Below are 14,463 nucleotides of genomic sequence, written 5' to 3' on the forward strand. Positions count from 1 at the left end.
ACGCCCCATCACTAGGTAAATTTCGTAGGCAGATAGGTAAGAAGTCGTGACCATAGACAGCAGCCTTCGTCCATGCGGCAAGCACTCCGTGCCGAACACATCTTTCCGGCCTGATATTGAAGGACTGCGCGCGATCGCCGTACTGCTGGTGATTGGCGCTCATTTCGCCATTCCCGGCCTGTCCGCAGGGTTCATTGGTGTTGATGTCTTCTTTGTGATCTCGGGTTACCTGATCACCGGTATCCTGGTCCGTGAGCGTGAGAACACCGGTCGAATCGCCCTGACCCGGTTCTACGCCAACCGCCTGCGAAGGCTATTGCCCGCCTTGGCCACCATGCTGATCATCAGCAGCGCGCTGGCTTTCAAACTGCTCCCCGAAGCGCAGAATGTGGTGCATAGTCAGGCGGCTGCCATGGCAGCCCTGTGGGTCAGCAACATCTATTTTGCTTTTGCAGATGTCGACTATTTCGCCGCTGAAACCAGTGGCAACGCCTTTTTGCATACCTGGTCTCTGGGCGTTGAAGAGCAGTTCTACCTGGTCTGGCCTCTTCTGATCATCCTGGCACTTCGGTGGGCCAAGGGCAGCTCGCCCAAATCGGCGCTGACCGCCCTCTTCGCAGGCATCGCCGTCTTGTCACTGGGGGCCAGCCTCCTAGCGTCTCAAACCAGCCCCATCATTGGCTTTTACATGATGCCGACCCGCGCCTGGCAATTTGCCGCCGGTGCGCTCGTCTGGCTACTCTCGCGTCAGCGAGCACCAAGTCAATTTCAGGCGAAGGCCCTGGGCTGGAGCGGAATACTCCTGCTGGTCATGGCACTGATCGTGATCGGGCCACAAACCAGCTACCCAGGAGTGGCGGCCCTGCTTCCGACAATGGCTACCTGTGCCCTGCTTTGGGCAGGTGTTTCCGCTGACGGGCAGCGCACAACTTCCCCCAGTGCCTTGTTTTCCCTTGCGCCTATGCAAGCGATAGGAAGGCTCTCGTATGCATGGTACCTATGGCATTGGCCCATTCTGGTCATTGGGGAGAACCTCTTGCCCATCAAGGGCAATGCCAACAATACGGTGCTGGCGATCGCGGCTTCATTGTTGGCCGCCATGTTGACCCATCGCTTGATCGAGAACCCCATCCGCTACGGACGGCCTGCACGAGCGAAGAACAAATGGCAAATCGGGCTGGCCTTGTTCTCCATGGTGATTCTCAACTCGCAGTTACTGCGTTGGAACACCTATACGCAAGACCAACTGACCGCATCCAAAGGCGATATCTATACCCAAGCCGCCGCTGACATGCCCATCATCTATCAGCACGGCTGCGATGACTATTATCGGAGTGACGTTCTCAAGCCTTGCGTGTATGGCAATAAAGATGCCCCCAATACTGCAATCTTATTCGGCGACAGCATTGGCGCACAATGGTTTCCTACACTCAATAATATCTTCAACTCAGCGGAATGGAAAATCATTGTCCTAACCAAATCGGCTTGCCCCATAGTCGACGAGCCTTATTTCTTAAAGCCCATTGGCCGCGAATACACTGAATGTACCACCTGGCGTACACGTGCTATTGCTTGGCTACAGCAGCAAAAAGCGGATTATCTCTTTATTGGTGGCTCCGCCGCCCGAGACTTTACTCCTCAACAATGGACAGAGGGAACACGGCGCATTCTAGATAAATTACTACCATATACTAACGCCATCTACCTTATTGAATCCAATCCGACCTTAACATTTAATGGTCCAGCGTGCCTCCAGCGTCAGGCCTCGGAAAAATGCCGCGGCGCCCCAGCCAACGATCAGTACAAGAAAGTAGCCAGCTATCTGCAGCAAGCTATTGGCCTGGAGCCCAAAGCGCATTGGCTAGAAACAGCCAGCTATGTTTGTCCCACTGACTTATGCCAGGCTGCACGTCGCATCGAAGACAAGGAAGTCGTGGTATTTAGAGACAGCTATCATCTCACAGCCAGTTTTGTTGCTACTGCGGCCCAACATTTTCAGCAGCAAATAAAAAAATATTCACCGAGCCCGGACAAAATATTGCAATAAAATTCAAAGATAAAATCCTTTAAAGACATACACAACATTAAATCGGAAATTTATTTAATAATTAAAAATCACAATATATTCCGAACGCGCTCAGCCAATTTCATTAATTTTGGTTGCCGCTTAACTGCTTCTCCTGCACTTGTTCTAACTCGATTCATTTGCCGACGACTCCATTTCCTCAGGTTTGATTGCGCCTTTTTTTCCGAGCGAATCCGCCGTAATCCAGCTTGCAACCGAGTTAATATTGGTGGCATTTTCATCTCTATCGGCGATGACGAACAATGCCTTGCCACACCTTCAAACTGCAGCCTCTCATTTGCCGTGTGAAATGGAATGCTCAAATCAATAGCGGGTGGTTGTGCACCCAGTAGTGCAGCACAGACGCGAGAACCAGATTTTCCGTCCAGCAACGGAAGGTAATAATCACGCAAAGCCACGTAGCGCTCGTAGTCAATGCGATCTTCAGTAATCGCTTCAATAAAGCACGCGACGTCTTCAAAGCGTGAAGCAGACCCACAAGCAACAATCAAGGAAGCTGCCTCTGCATTAAATCCTTCGCCTTCTGGATTAATAAGTGGCAACAATGGCTTACCGGTTGCCAAATATTCGAACCAAAACGAACCAGGATCGCTTATCAATGCGTGACTGCAAGCAAAAGCTGGCAAATGGTCTGTAGCCTCATCCAACACAATACCCAGGGAGTTTAATTCACCTCTCAAAGTTGGCAATTCTTCTGGGGCCAGAAGCTTTTGCCTGATTAATTCGGGGAATAGCCCTGGATGAGGCCTCCATATCAAGCAATGTGTAGCACAATGGGCAGAAAAATAATCTATCAATTCAGGCCCAAGCAAGTCAAATGATGAAAAATTCGATGATTGCGAAAATCTGTGGCCGAAGCTGAAATGGCTATTCCACAAAACAGCCATACGCCCATTGATCTGCGTATCAAGCTTCGAGGTTTCAATCGTTTGCAGTTGCTCCAACAGTCGATCGAAACGTGGATGCCCCAGCACCTGGACCCTGCCTTCGTCCACGGGGCAGTATCGTGCATACATGCTTTTCTCCGCCGCTGAACGAGCCACTATCAGATCCGCCCCAATCTGAAGCGGTTGAGCGAATTGCAGACGTAGATTCTTTTCACCCGCACCAACAGTAAGGCCATAGGGCACATACACGATCTCTTTTACGCATGAACGAACTCGATCAAACCATAGTTCTCGAGGCCGCTCACGGTCATAGGGATGAGTGAACACTATGACATCAAACTGATCTGTGCCTAAATGCATCCCCACATCCCAGTCTACCCATCGCACTCCCTGGGAAAGAAGCAGCTCTTTATGCGCCGACGAACGCTGTGCGCTAAGGGACATATCCTCTGCGTTGTACGGCAATAGCCACGCCACTGGTGAGAAGGCGGGGGTATCTATCATTGCTTGCCAAATGCTAGCTACATTACCCCAAGCCTCTGGCCTTTGCAGCAAGAACAATACTCGTTTAGATCGCCCAGGTGGCATCACGATACGGTGCTGCACTGGCTCGAAAAGATCCAAGCTTTCGCTTGCACCAAGTCTTCTTGTGTATCTATTTCGTGTAAGTTAAGAACATGCGCTGCTACAGGCAAATGCGGCTCGATGCATTCATATACATAATGCATCCCCTCAGCTAATAAATTAGGAGAACCTGCAAAGACGTTGGCCCATTCCCAAGGTGTTGCTGGCGTTCGCTGAAAATTATCAACGAATTTCGATGGAGCACCACCCTCATCATGTGTAGCAACAAACACCGCCTGACTGCTTTTTGCCTGCGTCACACCAACTAACAGCGGCACCTTCGCTGCAAGTTCAACAAAGCTCTGCAGCGAAGAAGGTTCAATGATTAAATCACCATCTAGATATAAAACCTTACTGCACATCCCCGTTGAACCTAGACGAATACTATGAGCAGTATTAGTAGTGCGAAATTCAGGATTGCGTGCAATGATCACCTCACGGTGGTGCCGAGCACAATGTTCGATAATTAACTCCTCACGATAGCCCACCACTACGTGAATACGCGGCACCAAGGGCTGCAGAGTCTCTATCAGCCTGGATAGCAGCGTCTTACCTCCCACCTCAATCATGCATTTTGGCATACCCATGCCTAATCGCGAGCCAAGGCCCGCGCAAGCAATTACAGCGCCTTCAATAACTTGCATAATGCTCCTGCATTGTGTACAACCAAATCAGCTGCGTTAACGGCAGCGGTTGCCGGTGCATGCACACCTCCGTATGCAATTCCGATGTCGGCGGCACGTAGCATGGCCGCGTCATTCGCGCCGTCCCCGATGGCCACGATACGGTCAAAGCACCCATCAGTTCGCAAGGTGTGCACTACCTCATCTTTGGATAGTACTGACTCTAGCCTCACCGCGCCATCTATCAATTTCGCCTGCGAGCTAAACGCCTTGCACCCCAAACTCTCAATTAGTGGTGAAATCCATATATTTAAGTTACCGGTCACCACAAAGCAGCGATCAGTGGCGTGTCGCACGAACTCCTGCAACACGCTTGCAATGGGTACGGAGGCCATGACGTCGTGTACCCGCGCCACGGGCACCTGACCAAGGATCAGGGTGCGCAGACGCATCGAATCCTCGAATGGCACAAGCCCATCCATCGTCAACCGAGTCAAAGTTGCGATTTCGTCAGCCACGCCCAACTCAGCCGCAATGCACGGCAAAATCTCAGTTGTTGTTAACGTACCGTCTAGGTCGAAGCAAAATGCAGTCCTGCTCATATGCGCTCCAAAAGGAACCATTTCTGCTTGGTATCACTGCGATTATTCAGCGTCGAGGCGTCATATACATCACCAAAATCGACTATGCGAAAATCTCCCTCTGGCATCGCCTCGGAAATCAGTGAATTTAACTCTTCATCTGTACGATAGATAGCGTTATAGATTTGCTCCATATCTTCGGAATAATGCTCCGAGATAGTCAATCGCCTTTCGACACCTAATGGCTCTCTCAACAAGATTAGCCCGCCGTTGCTTACCACGCTCGCGATACACCGTAGCGCAGGCACGATCTCATCATCGTTCAGATAAATTAACACGCCTGCACACAAAACCCTATCGAAGAGCTGTGTTTCCCCGAGGGATCTCAAAGAAAATGCATCTACTGAAGCAGTCGTAAAACGGCCATTGAGGGCAGACGAAAACTGCTTACGTGCAAATGCGATCAATCCTTCGCTGGCGTCAATGCCGTGATACCAGCGGCTTGCTTGCAGTAACTCACCAGCCCAGCGACCCGTACCACAGCCAACATCCAGGACACGCTGCGTACCGTCCAGCCGCAACAATGGTAGCAGCTTGGTTTTTTCCGCGGCATCGCGCATAGCAGCCAAATCTGGATTTTTGTCTTGATAAATCACAGCTTGTATAGGACCAAGGGATGTTATCTTTTGCGCACGCTTTTCGAAAAACTCAGCAACCGACTTCTTATCAATTGACGGTTTATCAATTGCATCTGAAGTTGAATATATCCTACTCATTCGGCCTCCTCCTGTTTCACATGTGCTTCGGATCCTCGATTTTTTTTGCTTTCACGCACCACCAACCAAGTCCCGATCATCGCCATGCTCCATTCTGCGCATGCTACCGCGAGCGCTAATCCTGCCATATCGCATCTATCAGTCAACACCATGCTGGTGAATAATAAAATTATTAAACCCGCAGCCTCAAATTCCACACGTATCCATGGCCTCCCAAATGCCATTAATGCATTTCCAGCTACCAACCTCAGTGCCATTCCTGGAATAGCAAAGCACAATAAGCGAATCACACTATTAATGCCCTCATATTGAACCCCAAATAGTGAACTGATCCAGGGGGTAGCTAACCACAATGCTCCAGCGATTAACAGGCTATATAGAGACGCCGCACCATACATCCATTTCAACAGATAGCGACCGCTTAACTTGCCACCATCACGAAAAAGCTTTGGCAATGCTGATAGGGTCATCGCGGTCACTGGCAGTGTAATAGCCCCCACTACACGTGCCGCTGCCGCATATACTCCTGCTGCGCTATGTGGCAAAAGTCGCAGAGCCAGCGTTTTATCTAGCTCCGCCGGACCTGCTTTACTAACGTTAATAGCTGCATAGCCAAACGCATCAATCCACTCATTCCTGTTTGGCAATCGCCAATCACGCCATGCGGGCCAGCGAGCAGGAAGCCTCGACGCGCCGTAAACTAGGGACAACACGGAAGCAACCGCGTAGCATGCAGCATATATATGCATAGCTCTTGACGGGTGCAAAAAGAATATCCCCGTTGCTGCAATCATGCGAAAAGCTATAGGTAGGAGTTGCAAAATCTGCGAATAGGCGATTTTCCCAATGGCATGATGCTCACTTACCATTAGGATAAGCAGCGGTTGCAGCAATATTTCAGTAAAACCAATAAGTAAAATAATTTCAATAGGGATATTGTTCAAGCCTAATAGCCAAGCACAAATTAGCCCATAGACCACCAATAACAGACCTCCAAACAATAAGGTTGACGGCACAGCATATGGCAATACCAATGCGCGGCGCGCTGGTTCCTTTGACATTTCGGCCAACAATACCAAGTGCATACCGAAAGTCGAGAGCATGCCCAGCAACACCGCTAATGCAGCAAGACCTGTAAAAATCCCAAATTTTTCAGGCCCTAATGTGCGCGCCACCAGCAATAGCGTTCCGGCCTGTAAAAATAAGCGCACACCAAGAACGAGACTGGTACGAAAGGTGTTGCGAAAAATTGAGCCGATCACAGCATTTGATGCTTTTAGTCTCGATACATTAGGGCTGTAATTTGCTCAGAAATCAAACCCATCAAAAAAACCATAACACTACCTGTATAAAGCAATGCGCTCATATTTGTAAATCGCCCTTGATGCCACCAAGTCCAGCCATACCACATCGATGCCACCATAAACATCGTCAAGGCTATTGGTGCGAAGATCTTTAAGGGAGAAAAGAGTGTTCCAATTTTAAATATGATGAGCAGGAAACGCGTACCATCACGCAATAAGCGGATGTGACTTTGGCCAACCCTCTTGGCAGCATGAATAGGCACATAGGTCACCGAGTATCCGGCTCTAAAGAAGGCCATGGTACTAGTAGTCGGATATGAGAAACCATTCGGCAGCAAGTAGAGGAATTCACGAAATCTATCTGAGCGTACTGCACGAAAGCCCGACGTCAGATCTTGTACTGCATGCCCAGTCATCCAACTCGCCAAATAGTTGTACACCCTATTTGCCAGACCACGCCCCATGGTGGCTTGTGAACCCTTTTGCCTAGCTCCCACGACCATATCATAGCCTTGCTTCATCTCCTCCAATAGACGAGAAATATCAGCAGGATTGTGCTGCCCATCTGCATCCATAAACACGAGAACATCACCCGTCGCACTCCGAGCACCGGTTTTTATCGCCGCTCCATTACCTTTGCTATACGGATGATGAAGAACATACGCACCATTTCTTTCCGCTACTACAGCTGTTTCATCGGTTGAGCCGTCATTTACAACAATGATTTCTGCGTGAGGCACTTCTCTCCTAATTTTAGCCAGCACAGCCCCGATGCCTTGAGATTCATTTTTGGCAGGGAGAATCACACTAATTCTCATGACTGGCCTCCTTTGATTTTTCCTTCAACTTCCTAACATAAACCTCCGAAAGATGAATTTCACCGCTCATCTGCTGCTTTAATTTCCTATTCACCAATTCAATTATTTTTTCCGGCATTTTTCGCTGACTATAATATTCAATCTGATAATCAATAACGGGCTCAGCACTAGGCCATGCCTCCTCAGCTTTTTTTATTAAAATTTCAGCGTCGGAATATTTACCCGCCGCGTATGCTAATGTTGCCTTTTGATAATAAATCTTTGATACCAAATTTAATGGTGTCGAATATTTTTTTTGCTGCAGCATCTCACTGAGAATTTCGTCTACATCAGAATATTCAACGCCCATACATCGTTTAGCAGAAATCAATTGCAGGAGGACAACCGCAGCATCTACGGACGAAATATCTACACGATTCTTATTATGGAGAAGAATTTCACCGATCGCTGCAATACGCCGCCGCTGCTCGTTTTCATTTTCCACAATACAAGAATATGTCAATGCTTGCAAATGTATGCTCAGACAGTCTTCACACCAACGAGCGGTTTGATCAAGCAGCTGCATTGCACTCACTATTCTATTGACCTGTAAGGTAGCCTCATTATTCGCGGCCACATCAGATGAAGTAGAACCCATACTGAGGTTTACTTGATGTACAACTGCACGAATTGAGCCTGGATTTGTTTCAACCCAGAATTTTGCCGCCTCCATAGGCTTTCCCCATAAGCTGCTGATCATCAGGAGCACACCTGCGTTGATAGCTATATAGCCATACACTGCAACTCTTACAATCGATCCATACTTTTGAATAAAAAATATGGAAAAATTCGCAAAGAGCATTGACAACCCTACGAGCGGGATATAATTTCTATGCTCGTAATACGGCTCTAAGAGCAAACTCGTGGACTCCAGCATATGCCCTACCAAAAACCAAGAAACCGCAAAAAGAAGCCACGGATTTTTTCTTCTATAAAGCAGAGCTCCAACTAGAGCCCCACATAATGCGATCCCTGAGGCATATATTTTCACGGCGTCATCGGTAATAACCTTTTGATCCTGAAATGGACCAAAATATGCCACTTTCGGGAGGATTATGAGATAAACATACTCCCAAAGTATGAATAACTCACCTTGCAACCTCTCCCAAGAGGAGAATCCTCTAAATTCACTAATTTTCTGCCAGGGTCGAACCAATGGAGAAATGTAAACCAACAAAATAACAACAGACGCTCCAAGAACACTAATGCGTGTACGCCTCCATGCTGCAGCAGCAGCATTATTTTTCAGCAAGGAGATTTCCACTGTAAAGACAAGTGCAGGTAATAATATGCCATTTTCTTTGGAAAGAGTCGCAAACGCAGTCCCTCCTCCTAACACCAGCGTCTGAAGCAATAATCTCTTTTTAGGTTGCGCCGAAAAATAGTCAAATGCTTTTAAATAAATTAGAGCAGCTAACAGCATAAAGAATGCAGCCAAAGTGGTCATTCTTTGAATCAATATTAAGCTGCTTGATGCCAATATCGGAGAGCATGCCCAAGAAGCAGCAGCAATCAGGGCAAACTCATTTGCCTTACTCTCTTGCCGCTCCTCCTCTCTTACCAATTGATGAAGCTGACGGGCTAGAAAAAAAACGATTACCGCATTACATGCATGAATGCTGATATTTGTAAAAAAGAGGCCTTCTCCATTGCCGGGCCATGCAGAATGCTGCAATGCAAATGTCAAAAGCGCGAGCGGCCGCCCGAGAGGTCCTGCGTGACCCGAATACACGAACTCCCAGAAGCTTACCCAGCCATCAATGCTCGCCAGATCTTTTAAGTTTGAATAATCATCATAATAAAAAGCTCCGCCGACACCAGGCAGATATAGCAAAACTATGCCGACATACAAAAGAAGGGCAAGGATAGTGGTATTACTTTTCTTTTGCATATCCAAAAAAAACCCCAGATAACTGGGGTCCCGGATTAGATTTAAATATTTATCGGCAAGAACCAGGCATCAGTCTAGCAGGCGTCCCAGCGCATGTCCATTTTGTGATTCCAGTTGTCGTGTTGCCCGAAGGAGTCAGAGTAACTCGAATAACATCAGCGTCAACTGTACCGTTCACTGCAATCAAACCGGTGGTAGCGCCCACGCTCATCCCAGTTGCGTATTTCGTCGCTTTGAAACTGCTCGCGCAGGTGTTCAGGCTTAAAAAGCCTTTAGATTGCACGATTTCAGAAACACAAGTGCGAGCAGAGCTAGCCGCCAGCACAATCTCGGACACCTTTGCCCGCTTGGTGTAGTCTTGGTAAGCCGGCAGCGCAACGGCCGCCAAAATGCCGATGATCGCGACAACGATCATCAATTCAATCAGGGTAAAACCCTTCTGTACTTTACGGAGCGATTTCATTTTCACTTCCTCTTCCTGCGATGGTGGTGGTTGGATCTGGAGATTTTGCATTGAGTGCGTTGCCGCACAGGGCTTGCCTATGCATCTAGCGTGCCAGCGGTGCCGGGAGGCTTGCTTGCCCCTGCCACGTGGTCATTGTGCAATAGTTGGCAGAACGCAGTGACTATTTTTGGTCTTTTGGGTTACTTGGGGCGACATTTTTTGTCACAAATTTTGGTGCTTAGATACACCATTTGTCTTCATCACAACGCCTCACAGCGCCCTAGGGTAAGAGAGATGTTTACTTTTCCCCCCGCCCAGGAGATCACAATGTTGTCTCTGTCATGAGGCATGATTTCTTCGTATGGACGCCGGACCTATCGTGTGGTGGATGCGTCGCCAGCCGGACAGCCAAGAAAAACGGCTTCGGTGAATTTTTCACCGAAGCCGTTTTTTGAGTGTACGAAGTATGCGCGACCTCAGTGGACGCGGAACACCTCTTCTCAAGTTCTCATATCCACAAACTCTTGTCCACTAAGCCACCTCCGTCCGGATCTGGGAGCGGTCTGTGATGAGCGGCAATCCGTTGCTCGTACAGCCGGTAGAGCTCAAAGCCGGGATTCAACTCACGAAGCTGGTTCACCTTGGCCTCGCATTCGGCCATGTCCCCGCGCCGCTGGGCCTCCAGCAATTGCTCCCAAAGCGTCAGTTCCTGCGTCAAAGCACGGAGCGAAATGCCCTCCTGCGCGCGCACGGTGTGAATAGTGACGGCCTGGTGGCGCCCCCTGACGCGCACACGGTCCAGCTCCTGCCATATAAAGCCGTGCGCTTGCTCGCGGGTAGTGGCGCTGGCCACGATATTGACACCGTAAACACTGGAAAGCCCTTCCAGGCGGGCAGCCAGGTTCACGGCATCGCCCACCACGGTATAGGCCCGCCGCACGTCGGAACCCATGTCGCCCACCGACATCTGCCCGGTGCTGATACCGATACCCAGGCCCAAGGGCGAGCGGCCGGCGGCGATACGTTCGATGTTGAGGATGTGCAGGGCCTGCTCCATGGCCAGCGCGGCCTGCACAGCCAGGCTGGCGTGATCGGGGGTGGCCACCGGGGCGCCCCAGAAGGCCATGACGCAATCGCCCATGTATTTGTCGATGGTGCCGCGATGGGCGCGGATCACGTTGGTCAGGCGGCTGTGCACATTGTTCAGCAAGGCCTGCACCTGACGCGGCGCCATGGTTTCCGAAAGGCCAGTGAAGCCGCGCATGTCGCAGAACATGACCGTCAGCTCCTCGGTCCGGGCCTGCATGCTGTATTGCTCGGGGTTCTTGAGCATCTGGCGCACGAGCTCTGGCGGCACGTAGGTGCCAAAAAGCTGCGCCAGGTCGCGCTTGGCCCGGCCTTCCACAAAATAGCCCCAGGCCATGTTGAGAGCCAGCGCGGTAAGCGCCATCATGAGGGCGGCTGCCTGGGGCAAAGCCAGGCCGGCACCTATGTAGAGGCCAGTGTTCAATGCCAACAGGCCAGCGATCACCGCCACGCCGAGCAGCAGCGCGCCCGCCATGGGCAGGAATGGCAGACCAAAGATCAGCAAGGCCCCGGCGGCAAGCACCACCAGCACCTCATAACCACGCGCATAGTCGGGCTGGTGGGCAATCCGGCCGTCGAGCATGCCCGAGATCAGGTTGGCATGGATTTCGACGCCGGGGAAGGCCTCGCCCACGGGGGTGGTGCGCAAGTCCATGAGGCCGGGGGCGGTAAAGCCGAGCAATGCCACGCGGCCTTTCAGGCTGCCGGCGGGGAGCTTGCCTTCGATCACCTGGGCGGCGGAGATATAGCGGAACGAGCCGCCTTGCGGACCGCCATGGCCACGGTAAGGCACCAGCGCCGTGGCGCGCCGGTCCAGGGGAACCTGCAAGCCTTGCGGGCCGCGGCCCAGCTTGACGGCGGCCAGGGGGCTGGCGGCATCGCTGGAAGCGGCGCGCTGTATCTGCAGGCGCGGCTCACCCAGGCTGTGGCGGAGCGTGGCCAGCGCCAGCGATTCGTAGAATGCGCCCCCGAACTCGGCCAGCATCGGTACGGAGCGCACAACGCCATCGGAGTCCCCTACGGCGTTGAAGAAGCCGCCATGCGGCGCGGCCTTGGCGAGCAGCTCGATGTTGGCGCCGTAGCCGTCCCATTGCAGCAGGCCGGGAAGCGGCGCGCTGGCATCGGGTTTCAGCACGGGCTCGGGCAAGGTGCCTGCGCGGCGGCCTCCGCGGTCGCTGGTGAAGTAATAGCCAAGGGCCACTGGCCGGTTGACCAAGGCTTTGGCCAGCATGGTGTCGTAGTCAAGCCGGGGGGTGGCGCCCGCCAGCCACTCGGCAAAACCGGGCTGGCCGCTCAATTGGTGATTGGCCAGGGCCTGAAGCTCGTGCAGGCCGGAGCTGCGGTCGGGTTCTGCAAACACGACGTCAAGGCCCAGGGCGGCCACTTGCTGCCGGGCGGTCAGTTCGGTGATCAGGGCCGCAACGCGTTCGCGGCTCCAGGGCCACTGGCCCAGCCGGGCCAGGCTGGGCTCGTCGATGTCGACGATGACCACGCGCTCGTCCAGCGTGCCCGGCATGGTGAGCTGCATGCGGATGTCGTAAAGCCTGGCGTCCAGGCGCGTGAGGCTGTCCTGCGTCCAGACGCCGCAGGCATGCAGCAGCGCCAGCAACACCAGCAACCCGGTGGCTGCCATTCGAATTCCATGACGTTTCAGGGCGCCCACGGGTGTATTGTGTGGGATGCGGGGGTTAGGGATGCTCTGCACAACTCAATCGCCGCGTGCATCTGCAGACTCGGGCGGCCTGCCGCGCCCGCTTACCGTTCGATTTGTGCAGAGCATCCCTAGGCTAACTGAGGATGGGGAAGAAGTGGCGCGGTGAAAGCCCTCACCCCTGCCCTCTCCCAGGGGGAGAGGGAGTCAAATCCCCTACGGATCGATGAACTCGAGGCGGACGCCGCCGACGTTGATCTGGTCGTGGTTCTTCAGGAAGATGGGGCCGCCATCGAGCGTGATGCCATTCACGGCGGGAACCTGGGTGCCTTCCAGTTGCGCCAGCTCAAATCCCTGCGGGCGGCGGGTGATGGAGGCCACGGAAACCCCGGGCTTGCCGAGCGTGGTGACGGGCTTCGTGAGCAACACTTCACGGCCGATGGCCTTGCCGCTCAGCACACGCACGCGCGGGGCATAGCGGCCAGAGGCTATGCCCAACGCCCGGGCAGCGGCATCATCCAGGTACTTGAGGCGGCACTTGCCAATGTCGATGGTGTCGCCGCTCACGATCGCCTGGGGTGTTCTGATGGGCGCGCCATTGACGTAAGTTCCGTTGGTGCTGCCGAGGTCTTCGATCACCACGCGGTCTTCTTCTACCAGGATCACGGCATGCTCTCCGCTGACAGCCGGATGATCCATGACGACGTCATTGTGCTGCCGGCGGCCGAGCGTCAGCCGATCTTTGGTCAGCAACACTTCTTTTACAACGACTCCGTCGATCGATACGATCAACCTAGGCATGACATGCTCCGCGAGCAGATTGAGGGGAGCGTAGGTTAATGCCTGGAAAGGCGCCAAACGCGCCTTATCCCCTCAGTTTGGCGACGATTCCGGACTTTTTCGGCACTTCCGCAATTTGTATCAAAGCCACGGTGATGTTGTCCATACCTCCATTGGCATTAGCGGATTGGATGAGCTCTGCGGTGCGGCTCTCAATCTGAGAGGTAGCCATCAGCACGTCTGCGATCTCATGGTCATCCATCATGTCGGTGAGGCCGTCAGAACAGAGCAGATAGGTATCGCCGGGGATCACGGCAAAGGCCTGTACGTCGAGCAGAACGGTGTCTTCCACGCCCAGCGCGCGGGTCACGAGGTTGCGGTGGGGGGAAACGGCGGCTTGGTCAGGGGTAATGAGGCCAGCATCGAGCTGTTCCTGCAGCAGGGAGTGGTCGCGCGTGAGCTGCCTCAATACGCCTTTGCGCCAACGGTACGCCCGGGAATCACCGGCATGCCCCACCAACAGGGTCTGTCCGTGCAGCACCGCCATCACCAGCGTGGTGCCCATGCCGGCGTAGGCGGCCTGGGTTCGGGCTGCCTCATAAATAGCGTAGTTGGCATTGCCCACACAGACTTCGATAGCGCGGCGAAGCTCACGCACAGGGGCACTGGAGCCAGCTTGTTCGAGGATGGGGGCCAACTCGCGCATGATCTGCTCGACCGCCATGGCGCTGGCAACTTCTCCGGCGTTGTAACCGCCCATGCCGTCGGCCAATACCACGATCCCGTGGGCGGGATCGGTCAGTACGGCGTCTTCGTTATTGCTCCGGTACCTGCCGGCATCGGAAAGCGAACTGTATTCAAGCTGCATCAGA

12 protein-coding genes are annotated in these 14,463 nt (G+C 52.7%); 1 reads left to right on the plus strand and 11 read right to left on the minus strand.

Annotation, left to right across the window (positions count from 1 at the left end):
• Positions 1-46: 46 nt before the first annotated feature.
• On the plus strand, positions 47-2,047 hold the full coding sequence (locus WJU18_RS30690; protein WP_423458061.1) for an acyltransferase family protein: 2,001 nt from the start codon (positions 47-49) through the stop codon (positions 2,045-2,047).
• Positions 2,048-2,115: 68 nt separating this feature from the next.
• On the opposite strand, the gene WJU18_RS30695 is transcribed toward WJU18_RS30690, so the two are convergent.
• From WJU18_RS30695 to WJU18_RS30745, 11 genes are all read right to left on the minus strand, one after another.
• Complete coding sequence (locus WJU18_RS30695) at positions 2,116-3,477, minus strand: hypothetical protein (protein ID WP_423458062.1); 1,362 nt, start codon at positions 3,475-3,477, stop codon at positions 2,116-2,118.
• A gap of 83 nt (positions 3,478-3,560) precedes the next feature.
• The gene (locus WJU18_RS30700; protein WP_423458063.1) at positions 3,561-4,241 is read right to left on the minus strand and encodes an NTP transferase domain-containing protein; all 681 of its coding nucleotides are present in this window, start codon (positions 4,239-4,241) and stop codon (positions 3,561-3,563) included.
• The gene (locus tag WJU18_RS30705) at positions 4,217-4,822 is read right to left on the minus strand and encodes an HAD-IB family phosphatase (protein ID WP_423458064.1); all 606 of its coding nucleotides are present in this window, start codon (positions 4,820-4,822) and stop codon (positions 4,217-4,219) included. The genes WJU18_RS30700 and WJU18_RS30705 overlap by 25 nt, the downstream gene beginning before the upstream one ends.
• Positions 4,819-5,577, minus strand: a complete 759-nt coding sequence (locus tag WJU18_RS30710) for a class I SAM-dependent methyltransferase (RefSeq protein WP_423458065.1) — start codon at positions 5,575-5,577, stop codon at positions 4,819-4,821. The genes WJU18_RS30705 and WJU18_RS30710 overlap by 4 nt, the downstream gene beginning before the upstream one ends.
• Positions 5,574-6,839, minus strand: coding sequence for a lipopolysaccharide biosynthesis protein (locus WJU18_RS30715; protein WP_423458066.1), 1,266 nt, complete (start codon positions 6,837-6,839; stop codon positions 5,574-5,576). The genes WJU18_RS30710 and WJU18_RS30715 overlap by 4 nt, the downstream gene beginning before the upstream one ends.
• Before the next feature lie 14 nt (positions 6,840-6,853).
• Entirely contained in the window at positions 6,854-7,699 is an 846-nt protein-coding gene (locus WJU18_RS30720) for a glycosyltransferase family 2 protein (RefSeq protein WP_423458067.1), read from the minus strand.
• A complete protein-coding gene (locus tag WJU18_RS30725) occupies positions 7,689-9,629 on the minus strand; it encodes a hypothetical protein (protein WP_423458068.1) in 1,941 nt (646 codons plus the stop codon). Before WJU18_RS30725 ends, WJU18_RS30720 begins: the two co-directional genes overlap by 11 nt.
• A gap of 49 nt (positions 9,630-9,678) precedes the next feature.
• On the minus strand, positions 9,679-10,143 hold the full coding sequence (locus WJU18_RS30730; protein WP_423458069.1) for a pilin: 465 nt from the start codon (positions 10,141-10,143) through the stop codon (positions 9,679-9,681).
• A gap of 439 nt (positions 10,144-10,582) precedes the next feature.
• Positions 10,583-12,793: a CHASE2 domain-containing protein gene (locus WJU18_RS30735; protein ID WP_423458070.1), complete on the minus strand. Its 2,211-nt coding sequence runs from the start codon at positions 12,791-12,793 to the stop codon at positions 10,583-10,585.
• 234 nt (positions 12,794-13,027) lie between these two features.
• A complete protein-coding gene (locus WJU18_RS30740) occupies positions 13,028-13,612 on the minus strand; it encodes an FHA domain-containing protein (RefSeq protein WP_423458071.1) in 585 nt (194 codons plus the stop codon).
• 64 nt (positions 13,613-13,676) lie between these two features.
• Entirely contained in the window at positions 13,677-14,459 is a 783-nt protein-coding gene (locus WJU18_RS30745) for a Stp1/IreP family PP2C-type Ser/Thr phosphatase (protein ID WP_423458072.1), read from the minus strand.
• Between the last annotated feature and the right edge of the window lie 4 nt (positions 14,460-14,463).

It is taken from the genome of Ottowia sp. VDI28 (assembly GCF_049532675.1).
GTDB lineage: Bacteria > Pseudomonadota > Gammaproteobacteria > Burkholderiales > Burkholderiaceae_C > Ottowia.